Annotated in this window: 13 protein-coding genes; 5 read left to right on the top strand and 8 right to left on the bottom strand. The window is 63.2% G+C overall.

Translation table 11 applies throughout. The annotated features are described in order from the left end of the window. Positions 1-85 precede the first annotated feature (85 nt). Entirely contained in the window at positions 86-1,528 is a 1,443-nt protein-coding gene (locus tag OKC41_RS14165; protein ID WP_201895197.1) for a TrkH family potassium uptake protein, read from the top strand. Positions 1,529-1,610: 82 nt separating this feature from the next. Here the strand turns inward: OKC41_RS14165 and rmuC are convergent, their stop codons facing one another. Further along, entirely contained in the window at positions 1,611-2,942 is a 1,332-nt protein-coding gene (gene rmuC, locus OKC41_RS14160) for a DNA recombination protein RmuC (RefSeq protein ID WP_160837014.1), read from the bottom strand. Then, positions 2,939-3,154: a hypothetical protein gene (locus OKC41_RS14155; protein WP_010672501.1), complete on the bottom strand. Its 216-nt coding sequence runs from the start codon at positions 3,152-3,154 to the stop codon at positions 2,939-2,941. Before OKC41_RS14155 ends, rmuC begins: the two co-directional genes overlap by 4 nt. 137 nt (positions 3,155-3,291) lie before the next feature. On the opposite strand from OKC41_RS14155, the gene OKC41_RS14150 reads away from it, so the two are divergent. Then, complete coding sequence (locus tag OKC41_RS14150) at positions 3,292-3,804, top strand: ferredoxin-type protein NapF (RefSeq protein WP_041214095.1); 513 nt, start codon at positions 3,292-3,294, stop codon at positions 3,802-3,804. 52 nt (positions 3,805-3,856) lie between these two features. Here OKC41_RS14150 and OKC41_RS14145 read toward each other — a convergent pair whose 3' ends face one another. The 6 genes from OKC41_RS14145 to OKC41_RS14120 form a co-directional block, all read right to left on the bottom strand. Continuing rightward, positions 3,857-4,309 (bottom strand): Rrf2 family transcriptional regulator, encoded by a 453-nt coding sequence (locus OKC41_RS14145; RefSeq protein WP_010672499.1) that lies wholly within the window; start codon positions 4,307-4,309, stop codon positions 3,857-3,859. A 275-nt stretch (positions 4,310-4,584) separates the two neighbouring features. Next, the gene (locus OKC41_RS14140) at positions 4,585-5,424 is read right to left on the bottom strand and encodes a PfkB family carbohydrate kinase (RefSeq protein WP_041212154.1); all 840 of its coding nucleotides are present in this window, start codon (positions 5,422-5,424) and stop codon (positions 4,585-4,587) included. Between the two features lie 60 nt (positions 5,425-5,484). Next, on the bottom strand, positions 5,485-6,456 hold the full coding sequence (locus OKC41_RS14135) for a LysR substrate-binding domain-containing protein (protein WP_029313477.1): 972 nt from the start codon (positions 6,454-6,456) through the stop codon (positions 5,485-5,487). A gap of 153 nt (positions 6,457-6,609) precedes the next feature. Then, positions 6,610-7,338 carry a glutamine amidotransferase gene (locus tag OKC41_RS14130; RefSeq protein ID WP_010672496.1) on the bottom strand — a complete coding sequence of 243 codons (729 nt, stop codon included), beginning with the start codon at positions 7,336-7,338 and terminating at the stop codon, positions 6,610-6,612. Between the two features lie 83 nt (positions 7,339-7,421). Beyond that, positions 7,422-8,918: a CoA-acylating methylmalonate-semialdehyde dehydrogenase gene (locus OKC41_RS14125; RefSeq protein WP_053288836.1), complete on the bottom strand. Its 1,497-nt coding sequence runs from the start codon at positions 8,916-8,918 to the stop codon at positions 7,422-7,424. Positions 8,919-9,016: 98 nt separating this feature from the next. Then, entirely contained in the window at positions 9,017-10,345 is a 1,329-nt protein-coding gene (locus OKC41_RS14120; RefSeq protein ID WP_201895198.1) for an aspartate aminotransferase family protein, read from the bottom strand. A 171-nt stretch (positions 10,346-10,516) separates the two neighbouring features. Between OKC41_RS14120 and OKC41_RS14115 the strand changes: the two genes are divergently transcribed. The 3 genes from OKC41_RS14115 to OKC41_RS14105 all read left to right on the top strand — a co-directional run bounded on the left by OKC41_RS14115 (position 10,517) and on the right by OKC41_RS14105 (position 13,104). Next, positions 10,517-11,059: a cupin domain-containing protein gene (locus OKC41_RS14115; protein WP_010672493.1), complete on the top strand. Its 543-nt coding sequence runs from the start codon at positions 10,517-10,519 to the stop codon at positions 11,057-11,059. 250 nt (positions 11,060-11,309) lie between these two features. After that, positions 11,310-12,806, top strand: a complete 1,497-nt coding sequence (locus OKC41_RS14110) for an aldehyde dehydrogenase (RefSeq protein WP_270672108.1) — start codon at positions 11,310-11,312, stop codon at positions 12,804-12,806. 124 nt (positions 12,807-12,930) lie between these two features. Then, positions 12,931-13,104, top strand: a complete 174-nt coding sequence (locus tag OKC41_RS14105) for a hypothetical protein (RefSeq protein WP_010672491.1) — start codon at positions 12,931-12,933, stop codon at positions 13,102-13,104. Positions 13,105-13,158 lie beyond the last annotated feature (54 nt).

Here is a 13,158-nt window from a genome sequence, read left to right as displayed (position 1 = left end):
TGTCTCTGGCAACGGTATCCGGACCCGGCCCCTTTTCTCAGGAAAGGTCCGGGTCTTTTTTCAATCAACGACCAGGTTATCTTGCATGATCAAGCTGCATCCCATCGTCTTCACGCTCGGGCTGGTGCTCTCCAAGCTGGCGCTCTTCATGTGGCTGCCCACCCTGCTGGCCCTGCTGACCGGTTCGGAAGGTTTCGTCGAATTTCTCAAGTCGGTCTTGATCACCCATGGCGCCGCACTGCTCTGCCTCCATTACGGTCGCAAGGCGGAGTTTCACCTCGGGGTGCGGGAGATGTTCCTGCTCACCACCTCGGTCTGGGTGGTCGCCTGCGTCTTCGGGGCCCTGCCCTTCGTCTTCATCACCCATATCGGCTTTGCCGATGCCTACTTCGAGACCATGTCGGGGGTCACCACCACGGGCTCCACCGTACTGTCGGGGCTTGACGGCATGGCTCACAGCATTCTGCTGTGGCGATCCATCCTGCAGTGGCTGGGCGGGGTCGGTTTCATCGTGATGGCGGTGGCGGTGCTGCCCTACCTCAACGTCGGTGGCATGAAGCTGTTCCAGACCGAGAGCTCCGATTGGTCAGACAAGAGCGCCCCCCGCGCCAAGACGGTGGCCAACAACATAGTACTGGTCTACCTGGTGCTCTCCATGCTCTGCTTCCTCGCCTACTGGGTGAGCGGCATGAACCTGTTCGAGGCGGTCAACCACGCCATGACGACCCTCAGCACGGGCGGCTACTCCACCTCGGACCAATCCATGTCCCACTTCTCCCACGCGGCGCACTGGATAGGCACCCTCTTCATGTTCCTCGGTGGCCTGCCCTTCCTGCTCTATGTGCAGGCTCTCTCCCGCCGTGACAACAGCCTGTTCAAGGATGCCCAGGTGCAGGGCTTCTTCTGGCTGATCGTCTGGGTGACCCTGGTCGTCACCTTCTATCTCTGGGTGAGAGACATCTACGGCTTCATGGATGCCTTGCGCATCAGCAGCTTCAATATCGTCTCCGTGCTCACCACTACAGGCTACGGCCTCGGCGACTTCGGCACCTGGGGCCCGCTCACCACCATTATCTTCATCATCCTGCTGGCGCTCGGCGCCTGCTCTGGCTCCACGTCGGGCGGGCTCAAGATCTTTCGGGTCCAGGTGGCCTTCGCCCTGTTCAAGAAACAGATGCGCCAGCTGATGCACCCCTCCGCCGTGTTTCCCCAGAAGTACAACGGCCGTCCGGTCAACGACGCCATCATCCGCTCCCTGATCTCCTTCGTGCTGGTCTACTTCGCCATCATCCTGCTGATCGCCGCCCTGCTCGCCGCCATCGGGCTGGACCCCCTGACCGCCATCTCGGGCTCCATCACCGCCGTGGCCAACGTGGGCCCGGGCATGGGGCCTGTCATCGGTCCCAGCACCAACTTCGCCAGTCTGCCGGATGCGGCCAAGTGGATACTGTCGTTCGGCATGCTGCTGGGACGCCTCGAGATCCTGACGGTGGCGGTGCTCTTCTTCCCCTCCTTCTGGAAGCAATAAGCAGCCGTCCAGGCTGTTGCATGAAACGAAAAGGGCAGCCAATGGCTGCCCTTTTCGTTGTCCCGGCGAATGACGACTCCCCTCAGTCCGCCGACTCCTCCCGCTCCAGCGCCCTGTCCACCAGCGCGTCCGGCAAGGGCTTGGTCACCTCGACCCCCAGCTCGCGAAAGCGCTCGGCCTGGGCGATCAGGTTGCCACGACCGTTGACCAGCCGACCCATCGCCTTGTCGTAGCTCTCCTGCGCCTTGTGCAGGCTGCCCCCCATCTGCTGCATCTCCTCCACGAACAGCCGCAGCTTCTCGTAGAGGCGGCCGGCCCGCTCCGCTATCTGGCGCGAGTTCTGGTTCTGCCGCTCGTAGCGCCACAGGTTCTCTATGGTGCGCAGCGCCACCATCAGGTTGGTGGGGCTCACCAGCAGGATGTTGTGTTCCAGCCCGTAGCGCACCAGGGAAGGGTCCGCTTCAAGGGCAGCGAGGAAGGCAGGCTCCACCGCCACGAACATCAGCACATAGTCCAGGGTGCGCACCCCGGGCAACTGCTGGTAATCCTTGCGGCCCAGCTCGCGGATATGGTTGCGCACCGAGGCGACGTGCTCCTTGAGCGCCACCGCCTTCTCCAGATCGTCAGCGGCGTTGTACCAGCGCTCATAGGCGGTCAGCGACACCTTGGCGTCGATGATGATGTCCTTCTCCTGGGGCAGATGGACGATGACGTCGGGCTGGTAGCGCTTGCCCTTGTCCACCTCGATGTTGACCTGGGTGTGGTACTCATGCCCCTCGCGCAGGCCGCACTCGGAGAGGATCCGCGCCAGCACCACCTCCCCCCAGTTGCCCTGCTGCTTGCTGTCGCCCTTGAGGGCCCGGGTCAGCGCCGCCGCCTCTTCGGTCATGCGGGCGTTGAGCTCGGCAAGGCGCTCCAGCTCGAACTTGAGGTTGTGGCGCTGGGCCGTCTCCTGGGCGTGGGTCTCTCCCACCTGGCGGCGAAAGCCCTCGAGCTGCTCCTTGAGTGGAGTCAGCAGGAGATCCATGCTGTTCTGATTCAGTTCGCGGAAGTTGCCGGCATTTTGTTCAAAAATACGATTGGCGAGGTTCTCGAACTGCTGGCTGAGGCGCTGCTCAGCCTCTTGCTGCAACTGCAACTTCTCGGCGCTGGCGATGCGCTCGCTGCGCAGGGTCGCCTCGGCTTCCTTGAGACGGGCGGTGAGCTTGAGCAGCAGGGTCTGCTGCTGATCCAGTTTCTGCTGAGCCAGCATCTTCTCGTCCTGCAGCGCGTCCCAGCGATCCTGCAACCCCTGATAACGCTCCTCCAGCAGCAGCGCCTCTTCACGGCCGCTGCGCCGCCCCCACCACCAGCCGAACAGCAGCGCCAGCCCGCCAGCCAGCATGGCAGGCCACCAGGTCAGCAGCGGGGTCATCGGCGCCCCCGCTGGCGCAGGAAGAGTTCGAGATAGCGGTTGAGCAGCAACCAGATCAGCACATAGAGCAGATAGGCCGCCAGCACCACCCACTTGTGGCTGTTGACCCCGGTATCCAGTTCACTGAACTCGATACCCTTGAGATGGCAGTAGGCCCACATCAGCAGGGGGAAGACATAGAGCAGAGAAGCACGCCACAGAAATAGCCACATGAGTTCATTCAATCCCGCAAAAAGACCCGCCTAGCTTACACAAGGGCAACCCGGCTTGCGATCCTGCCCGCCGCTATTCTCTGGCTTGCCGGCCCAAAACTGGATAAAATTAACCCCTAATAGGTATAGGGGTGGGCATGACGCATTTTTTCTGTCGCTGGCTGGCACACGCATGGGGGAGCCCCCGCAGACCCGAGGTGGTCTGCCATGAGGCACGCCCGCCCTGGGCCATCGACGAGTCCCAGTTCCTCACCCTCTGCACCCGTTGTGGCGACTGCTTCAAGGCGTGTCCCAACGGCCTCATCAAGCCCGCCGATCGCCCCGAATATGACGGCAGCCCCATCGCCGGTACCCCAGTGCTGGATCTCGCCTGTGGCCAGTGCAGCTATTGCGGCAGCTGCGCCAGAGCCTGCCCCACGGGCGCACTGGATCTCTGCCTCGGCCGTCAGGTGCAGACCCGGGTCAGGATAGAGGCGAGCTGCCAGGCCCGTCAGGGCTACTACTGCCTGCTGTGTGAAGATGCCTGCCCCCAGCAGGCGATCAAGGTCGGCAACGAGGGAGTAACCGTCAACATGGCCGCCTGCGATGGCTGCGGCGCTTGCGGCCTCGCCTGTCTGCACGGAGCCATCACCCTTGTGCCCCAGCTCTGACCGCCGGCAATGACAGAGGGGCCCGCAGGCCCCTCTGTCATTCACCGTGGCATCATGCCATGGTCAGAATATTATCCTGCTCTATGCCGAGAAGGTGGCACAGACGAGTGGGATCCCGCACCGCATCCGCCAAAGTGTACTCCCCCAGCACCTCCAGGAAGGCGTGCATGGCGCGGCGCAGAATGCCCTGGATACGGCAGCCCCCGGAGAGACGGCAGTTTTCGCGCTTGCAGTCCACCGGGCAGAGCACGTGCTCCATGTCCATCACCACATCGCGCAGGTTGATGGAGACGGCGGCACGGCCGAGGCGGATGCCCCCATGCTTGCCACGCACCGTCTCGATGTAACCCTTGATGCCGAGCTGATGCACTATCTTGACCACGTGATTGCGGGAGATGGCGAAGGTGTCGGCCACTTCCGTGATGGTCGACAGGCGATCACCGGGCTGGATGGCCAGGAAGGTCAGGGTACGCAGGGCGTAGTCGGTAAATCGTGTCAGTTGCATGGTCGCACTTGCCTCTTACTACAAGCCAGAAATCAGGACGACAGCCGGTGGCCAAAGAGGGGGTCTGCACATGCGTGCGCACGGGATGGGCTTCTTCGACCGAGTCGTGAAGTCACAAGGGTAAGAGCAGCCCGGGCGGGTGTCGACGAAGATGTACATAAATCGACACTTTCTTTGATTGATCGCAAACTTGCCGCCTCGGCGAGGGGTTTTGGCGGTTTCCGTCGACAAATCCCCACCTCCTCTGCCATCGCCGGAGCCGATGTCCGGCGAGTTCAGTGGGGCTGTTTCAGCCAGTTGCGCAGCGCCTGGGAGGGGATGGAGCTCTCGGAGGCTACCGCGAAGGCGCCCCAGTCCACGGCGCACTGCAACGCATCGGCCATGGCCATGCCCCGCGCAAGACCGTGGATGAGGCCACCCGCGAAGGCATCCCCTGCCCCCGTGGTATCCACCACGGAGACCGGTCGCGCCGCCACCCTGACCTGCTCCTCCCCGTGAATGGCCACGGCTCCCGCCTTGCCCTCGGTCAGCACCAGCCATTCGAGCTGCTCCCCCGCGAGCTGGCGGGCATGCTGCCAGGGATCGCTCACCTCGCCGAGATCGGAGCGGGAGGCCACCAGTACGTGGCAGGGGCGGCGGGCCTGCCCCCCCTTGGGATACTGGGCCACCACGAAACTCTTGGCGAGCATCTGGCGCATGTAGCCCACGATGGCGGTGCCCGGATAGTTCACATAGAGGCAGTCCACCCCTTCGGTCGGCAGATCCCCCGGCAGATCCGGACGACGTGGGCGCCTGAGGATGGTGCGCTCACCGGTGGCGTCCACCAGCACCAGCAACTCGCCGGTCTCGCCGCCAAAGCGTTCCACATGGCTGCAATCCAGGCCGTATGAGGCCGCCTGCTCCAGCAGCCAGTCACCGGTGTCGTCCAGCCCGACCCGGGAGGCGATGATCACCTCGTGCCCCGCCCACACCAATCCGATGCCGGTATTGGCGGCGCCGCCGCCGAGCCTGCGCCCCTGATCCACGTATTGCAGCCGCGCCCCCGCCACCAGGGGTTCGGCCAGGGAGAGCACATGATCACAGTTGAGATTGGCGAGCAGCAGGATGCGGGACATGGAAACCTCGGCGGGAGGAAGCCGGCACCCCGGGGTGCCGGCACAGAAACGGAAGCGGGATCAGTAGACGGGCAGCTCCACCCCTGACAACAGCTCGTCGATACGAGCCTGGGTCGGCTGCTGCATCACGTTCTGGATCATCTCCTTGGTGAGATGGGGGGAGAAGGAGCTGATGAAGTCATACATGTAGTTCTGCAAGAGGATGCTCTTGCTGAAGCAGATCTGGGCCGGGCAGGGCTCGAACAGGTGCTCCAGATTGATGGCCACGAGGCCGGGGGCATCGCTATCGTTGGCTACCAGGGAGGAGATGATGCCGATGCCAAAGCCCAGCTCCACGTAGCGCTTGATGACGCCGGCATCCATCACCGTCATGTAGTAGTTGGGAGTAAGGCCGGCCGCCTGGAACACCTTGTCCTGCACCTGACGCCCGGTGGCGCCGCTCTCGTAGCTCAGGATGGGATACTGGCAGAGCTGCTCCAGGGTCGGCTTCTTCACCTTGGCCAGGGGGTGCTCCTGGGGCACCACCAGGGAGAGGGTCCAGAGATAGGCGGGCAGCGCGATCAGCTCCTTGTCGAAGCCTATCTCATGGGCCACGATGGAAAAATCCGAGTATCCCTTGCTGATCTGCTCCTTGGTGGCGGACATCACAGGATGCAGGTGGAACGAGATCTTGGGGTACTTTTTGGTGAAGTAGGTGACGCTTTTCGGCAGCAGGTAGCGGGCGATGGTGTGGGTGGTGTGGATGTTGAGGGTGCCCACGGTCGGATCCAGGTACTCCCGGGAGATGGCCTTGATCTTGCTCTCGATATTGAGCATGGCCTCGGCACACTTGATGATCTCCTCCCCCACCGGGGTGATCCGGTGCAGGTGCTTGCCGCGGCGCTCGAAGATGCGCACCCCCAGCTCGCTCTCCAGCAAGCCGATCTGCTTGCTCACCCCAGGCTGGCTGGTATAGAGCGCATCGGAGGCAACGGAGACGTTGAGATTGTGGTCCCGCACCGCGATCAGATACTTCAACTGCTGTAGTTTCAAGGTTGCCCCCTCACAGACTGACGCGGCGCTCGTCGATGGACTAGGCCGCCAAAAATGGCGGCCAGTGTATCATCCGGACTGGGCATATCGCCGCTTGATCCTTCATTTTGCTACAAAATCTAGCATCAGCGCGGTGGATATGACAAACGGGGTTCAGCGCGCGTCGGCCCCGATCGGCAGGATGCCGAGGAACTGCAGCAGCCACTGCATCATGGTGGCGGAATCCACCTCCCCTTCCAGGGAAGAGAGACTGCTCTGGTAATGTGCATCGGGCAGCCTGTCCCGTCGCCGCTCGATCAGGGCCCGGTTGTACGCCACCGAGAATTCCGGGTGCCCCTGGATGGCGACGATGTGATCCCCCTGCAGGAACATGAAGTTGGGGCAGAAGTCGTTGCCCGCGAGCAGGGTCGCCCCCGGCGGAAGCTGCTCCACCTGATCCTGGTGGCTTGCCAGGATGCGGATAGTGTCCAGCCCCGGCGCCATCCAGGGTTTTGTCGTCTGCATGGCATGGACCGACACCCCCAGACCCCACCCCTTGGTGGACTTCATTACCTCCCCTCCCAGCGCCTGGGCGATCACCTGATGGCCGAAGCAGACCCCGGCCAGCTTGACGTTGGCATCGTGGGCCCGGCGGATCCAGTCGCGCAGCGCCAGGATCCATGGGATGTCACTGTAGGCATCGTGACGCGAGCCGGTGATGAGCCAGGCATCGCATTCGGTCAGATCCGGGGGCAGATCGCCGTCGAGGGCGGACCAGACCCGAAATTCCAGCTCGGGGGCCAACGCCCGGAAACCCTTGATAAACATCTCGGAGTAAACGGGACCAAAATCCCCCACCAAATCGGGGTCCAGCCGGTCACAATCGAGAATACCCAGTCGCATCTGTTACTCCTTGACAGAAGCGCCCCCGCAGACCGGCGGCCTGCGGGGGCAAGAGATTAAAGCCATGGCAGCGAGCCGGCGGCTCACTTCATGGTCGGCATGGAGAACTCGGCGCCGGCGCGCAGGCTCTGGGGCCAGCGGGCGGTCACCGTCTTCATCCGGGTGTAGAAGCGCACCCCATCCGGCCCGTGCATGTTGAGCGGCCCGAAGATGGACCGTTTCCAGCCACCAAAGCTGTGAAACGCCATGGGCACCGGAATGGGAACGTTCACCCCTACCATACCGACCTGAACCCGCGTGGTGAAGTCCCTTGCGGTATCTCCGTCACCGGTGAAGATGGCGGTGCCGTTGCCATACTCGTGTTCGTTGATGAGACGCAGGGCCGTCTCGTAGTCCGGGGCCCGCACGATGGCGAGCACGGGGCCGAAGATCTCCTCCCGGTAGATGCGCATCTCGGGGCCGACCCGATCGAACAGGCTGCCCCCGATGAAGTAGCCCTCGCCATGGCTCAGGCCCCGGCCATCCACCACCAGCTCGGCCCCCTCGGCCACCCCCTGATCCACGTAGCCGCGCACCTTGGCCAGGTGTTCCCGGCTGATGAGGGGCCCCATCTCGTTCTCCGGACTCTGACCGAGACCGGGGCCGACCCGCAGGGCCGCCACCAGGGGCGAGAGCTTCGCCACCAGGGCATCGGCGGTCTCGTCACCCACCACCACGGCCACCGAGATCGCCATGCAACGCTCGCCCGCCGCGCCATAGGCGGCCCCCATCAGGGCGGAAACCGCCTGATCCAGATTGGCATCCGGCATGACCACCATGTGGTTCTTGGCGCCGCCCAGGGCCTGCACCCGCTTGCCGTGGGCCGAAGCGGTGGCATAGATGTACTGGGCGATGGGGGTGGAGCCGACAAACGACACGGCACCGACCCTCGGGTCGGTCAGCAGCACGTCCACCACCTCCTTGTCGCCGTTGACCACATTGAGCACCCCGTCCGGCAGGCCCGCCTGCTTGAGCAGTTCGGCCATGCGCAGGGAGAGGGACGGATCCTTCTCCGAGGGCTTGAGGATAAAGGTGTTGCCGCAGGCCAGGGCCACCGGGAACATCCAGAGCGGCACCATGGCAGGGAAGTTGAACGGGGTGATGCCGGCGCAGACCCCCACCGGCTGCATCATGGAGTGACTGTCGACCCCGCGGCCCACGTTGAGGGAGTGCTCCCCCTTGAGCAGATGGGGAATGCCGCAGGCAAACTCCACCACCTCCAGCCCCCGAGTCAGCTCCCCCTGGGCGTCGGAGAAGACCTTGCCGTGCTCACGGCTGATGAGCTGGGCCAACTCGTCCCTGTGCTGCTCCATCAGCTCCTTGAAGCGAAACAGCACCCGGGCCCGCACCAGCGGCGGGGTCTGGGCCCACTCCCCAAAGGCGCGCTCGGCGCAGGCAATCGCCTCGGCACACTCGTCGGCCGTGCTGAGAACGACGGAGCCTTGCTGCTGGCCGGTGGCCGGATTGAAGATGGCACCGAAACGCTCGCTGCGACTCTCGGTCGTCTCGCCGTCGATGAAGTTGTCGATCCTGTAACTCATAAATCCTCCGTGATGGGTCATCCGTCCTCCCCTCGCCGCGCCGGGGCAGCACAGGGGGATGACGCCCGGGACGAGCGCCATCCTGTGTGATGTGGGGGTCAGTCCTGGGCCTGCAGGGCGTCCTGCAGCAGGGTGAAGAGATCGTCTATCTGGCTGCGCTCGATGATGAGGGGAGGCGACAGGGCGATGATGTCGCCGGTCACCCGGATAAGCGCCCCCTTCTCGAAACAGCGTACGAACACCTCGTAGGCCCGCTTGCCCGGCGCATCGGGCATGGATTCGAGCTCGATGCCCGCCACCAGGCCGTAGTTGCGCACGTCCTTCACGTGCTTGCAGCCCTTGAGGGAATGGGCCGCCTCCTCCCAGTAGCCTGCCAGATCGGCGGCGCGGCTGAGCAGGTTCTCGTTGCGATAGATCTCGAGGGTCGCCAGACCCGCCGCCGCCGCCACCGGGTGACCCGAGTAGGTGTAGCCGTGGAACAGCTCGATGGCCCCCTTGCCCGCCGCCATCATGTCGTCATAGATATGGTTTTGCACCAGCACGGCCCCCATGGGGATGGCGCCGTTGGTGAGCCCCTTGGCGCAGGTGATCATGTCGGGGATGACGTCGAACTCCTGGGCGGCGAAGGGGGAGCCGAGGCGGCCGAAACCGGTGATCACCTCGTCAAAAATCAGCAAGATGCCGTATTTGGTACAGATCTCCCGCAGCCGCTTGAGATAGCCCTTGGGGGGCATGATGACCCCGGTGCTGCCGGCGATGGGCTCGACGATGACCGCCGCGATGTTGCTGGCGTCGTGCAGGAAGACAATCTTCTCCAGTTCATCGGCCAGGGTGAGGTCTTCTGCTGGCAATCCCTTGGTGAACGCATTTTTCCCTATGTTGAGGGTGTGGGGCAGATGATCCACCCCGGTCAGCAGGGAGCCGAACCACTTGCGGTTGCCGGGAATGCCCCCCACCGAGATGCCGCCAAAACCCACCCCGTGGTAGCCGCGCTCGCGGCCGATGAGCCGGGTACGGGTCCCCTGGCCGCGAGCCCGCTGCCAGGCCAGCGCAATCTTGAGCGCGGTGTCCACGGACTCCGATCCGGAGTTGGTATAGAAGACGTGACCGAATCCCTTGGGGGCGATCTCCACCAGCTGGTTGGCCAGCTCGAACGGCAAGGGGTGGCCCATCTGGAAGGTGGGGGCAAAATCGAGGTGGGAGATCTGCTGGGAGACCGCCTCGGCGATCTCGCGCCGACCATGGCCTGCGTTGCAACACCAGAGTCCGGCAGTGCCATCCAGTATCTTGCGGCCATCCTCTGAGTGATAATACATCCCCTCTGCCGACTTCAGGATGCGCGGCGCCGCCTTGAATTGCTGGTTGGCGGTGAACGGCATCCAGAATGCGGACATGTCGGGGGTATTGATGTCGCTGACAGGTTTCATGGTCACCTCATCCTTAAGGCGTTTAGTAACACCCGGCTCATGCCTATTAAATTAAACACCTGAATCCATAAAAAAGGGCTTTTATCGCCCGGCTTGGTGTCACCCCTCAGGGGTGGTATAAGATATTTAACACAATTTTAATAATAGTAAACAGTCAAGGAGTGTCTATCGATGGATATCGGTCACCGCCTCAAGGCGGTTCGCACCAAGGCGGCCCTCTCCCAGCGCGAGCTGGCAAAACGCTCCGGTGTGACCAACGGCTTTATCTCCCAGATCGAGAAAAATCAGGTGAGCCCCTCGGTGGCCTCCCTGCGCAAGGTGCTGGAAGGCATCCCCATGTCATTGGCCAGCTTCTTCACCGACGAGACGGAGATGGATTCCGAGGTGATCTTCCGTGCGGACGACATGCCGGATCTCGGCACCCACCCCATCAGCTACCGTCTGGTGGGTCACAGCCGCGCCAACCGCGCCATCGGCATGATGCAGGAGATACTGCCCCCGGGCGCCGACACCGGTGACGACATGCTGAGTCACGAAGGGGAAGAGTGCGGCATCGTCATCCGGGGTCAGGTGGAAGTCACGGTAGGCGAGCAGGTTCACCTGCTGGCACCGGGGGATGGCTACTACTTCGATAGCCGCACTCCCCACCGTTTTCGCAACGTGGGGGATCAGGAGTGCGTGCTGATCTCCGCCAACACGCCCGCCAGCTTCTGACGGGCCTTCTCCCGGAACAGCCCGCCGGGATCCCCCCTGCCCAGCCCAGGGATCAGGCCCGCGACACGGGCTCCCGCCCCGCCGCGCGACCCCAGACACCACAGGCCAGGGCGCCCGGTTTGCCCCGCCGTTGGCCCGGGTTGTTCGGGGTCAGTGTTTAATGAATTGTTACAAGATGGATTTACAAGCGGCAGGATGTTTAGCATATTGATACGCGGAGACTGACTTTCTGCCGGTTCAAGGAGTGAACATGAGTGACCTGACCCTGGCCCAGTGGCAACACAAGGCCGCCCATCTGACCCTGCCCTCGCAAGCCTTTATCGACGGCACCTACCGGGATGCCGTCAACGGCACCACCTTCGATTGCATCAATCCGGCCAACGGCCAACTGCTGACCAGGGTCGCCTCCTGCGACGCCGCCGATGCCGAGCTGGCGGTCAAGGCGGCCCGTGCCGCCTTCGACGACAAGCGCTGGTGCGGCCTCTCTCCCAAGCAGCGCAAGCTCATCATGCAGCGCTTCGCCGAGCTGATGCGCCTGAACCTGGTGGAGCTGGCACTGCTGGAGTCGCTGGATATGGGCAAGCCCATCGGCGACGCCATGGGGTATGACGCCCCCGCCGCCGCGAACTGCATCGCCTGGAACGCCGAGGCGATAGACAAGATCTACGATCAGGTCGCCCCGGTGGAAGAGTCCGCCCTGGCCCTGGTGACCCGCGAGCCCCTCGGTGTCGTGGCCGCCATCGTGCCCTGGAACTTCCCTCTGGTGATGGCCTGCTGGAAGCTGGGCCCGGCGCTCGCCACCGGCAACTCGGTGATCCTCAAACCCTCCGAGAAATCCCCCCTCACCGCCCTACGCATCGCGGGTCTGGCGAAGGAGGCGGGCATCCCCGACGGCGTGTTCAACGTGCTGCCGGGCTTTGGTCACACCGTGGGCGAGGCGCTGGCCATGCACATGGACGTCGACTGCATCACCTTCACCGGCTCCACCAAGATCGGCAAGCATCTGGTGCAGTGCTCCGGGAAATCCAATCTGAAACGCGCCTTTATGGAGTGCGGCGGCAAGAGCCCCAACATCGTGCTGGCGGATGCACCGGATCTGGATGCCGCCGCCAGAAGCGCCGTCGGCGCCATCTTCTACAACCAGGGGGAAGTGTGCACCGCCGCCTCCCGCCTGCTGGTGCAAAACAGCATCAAGCCCCAGTTCATGGAGCGGCTGCTGGCCCACGCCCGCGAATGGATCTCGGCCAACCCGCTCGACCCCACCACCCGCATCGGCGCCATGGTGGACCACATCCAGATGGAGCAGGTGCTCAACTACATCGCCATCGGCCAGCAGGAGGGCGCCAAGCTGCTGCTGGGGGGCAAGCGCACCCAGCCCGAGGAGGGCGGCTACTACATCGAACCCACCATCTTTGACGACGTGACCCCGACGATGCGCATCTTCCGCGAGGAGATCTTCGGCCCCGTGCTGGCGGTGACCGGCTTCGACACCCTGGAAGAGGCCATTGCGCTGGGCAACGACACCGACTACGGCCTGGCGGCCGCCATCTGGACGGCGGATCTCAACCAGGCGGTGAAGGGGTCGCGCGCCCTGCGCGCCGGCACCGTCTTCGTCAACAACTGGGATGGCGGCGACATGACCATGCCGTTTGGCGGTTTCAAGCAGTCCGGCAACGGGCGCGACAAGTCCCTGCACGCCCTGGAGAAGTACACCGAGCTGAAAAGCACCTGGATCCAGCTCGAATAACGTCATAAATGACGCTTATCAACAAAACAGGGGGAGAAATCCCCCTTTCTCATTTTTACTCTTTTATCCCCTCGCTCAATCGATATAATCGTCAAATAGCAAGCCATTAAATTTAAAGATAAAAATGCTTTTTTTTCTGGGAAGTGTACTGTTTCTGGTGGTGGGACTGCCGCTGTTGTTCTTCGTGCTGGGTCAGGGGGAAGCCTATGTCACCTGGGGCCCCTGGATCTCCGCCATCGCCCTCATGCTGTGGCTGCTGATGGACGTGGAGAAGATCCGCCGCGGGGGCGGTCGCTGAAGTCGCTCCTGCTGTTAAAATCCCGTCAGACCCATTTATTGTCTTCTTTCCCTG

The organism is Aeromonas sp. QDB17, from assembly GCF_027705305.1.
GTDB lineage: Bacteria > Pseudomonadota > Gammaproteobacteria > Enterobacterales > Aeromonadaceae > Aeromonas > Aeromonas caviae.
Note: the sequence above shows the minus strand (reverse complement) of the source record. Positions and strands in the feature narration are given on the sequence as shown.

Excerpts from the sequence above, each read along its gene's own strand:
- OKC41_RS14165 (WP_201895197.1), top strand. The coding sequence starts at position 86 with ATGATCAAGCTGCATCCCATCGTCTTCACGCTCGGGCTGGTGCTCTCC.
- rmuC (WP_160837014.1), bottom strand. The coding sequence starts at position 2,942 with ATGACCCCGCTGCTGACCTGGTGGCCTGCCATGCTGGCTGGCGGGCTG.
- OKC41_RS14155 (WP_010672501.1), bottom strand. The coding sequence starts at position 3,154 with ATGTGGCTATTTCTGTGGCGTGCTTCTCTGCTCTATGTCTTCCCCCTG.
- OKC41_RS14150 (WP_041214095.1), top strand. The coding sequence starts at position 3,292 with ATGACGCATTTTTTCTGTCGCTGGCTGGCACACGCATGGGGGAGCCCC.
- OKC41_RS14145 (WP_010672499.1), bottom strand. The coding sequence starts at position 4,309 with ATGCAACTGACACGATTTACCGACTACGCCCTGCGTACCCTGACCTTC.
- OKC41_RS14140 (WP_041212154.1), bottom strand. The coding sequence starts at position 5,424 with ATGTCCCGCATCCTGCTGCTCGCCAATCTCAACTGTGATCATGTGCTC.
- OKC41_RS14130 (WP_010672496.1), bottom strand. The coding sequence starts at position 7,338 with ATGCGACTGGGTATTCTCGATTGTGACCGGCTGGACCCCGATTTGGTG.
- OKC41_RS14125 (WP_053288836.1), bottom strand. The coding sequence starts at position 8,918 with ATGAGTTACAGGATCGACAACTTCATCGACGGCGAGACGACCGAGAGT.
- OKC41_RS14120 (WP_201895198.1), bottom strand. The coding sequence starts at position 10,345 with ATGAAACCTGTCAGCGACATCAATACCCCCGACATGTCCGCATTCTGG.
- OKC41_RS14115 (WP_010672493.1), top strand. The coding sequence starts at position 10,517 with ATGGATATCGGTCACCGCCTCAAGGCGGTTCGCACCAAGGCGGCCCTC.
- OKC41_RS14110 (WP_270672108.1), top strand. The coding sequence starts at position 11,310 with ATGAGTGACCTGACCCTGGCCCAGTGGCAACACAAGGCCGCCCATCTG.
- OKC41_RS14105 (WP_010672491.1), top strand. The coding sequence starts at position 12,931 with ATGCTTTTTTTTCTGGGAAGTGTACTGTTTCTGGTGGTGGGACTGCCG.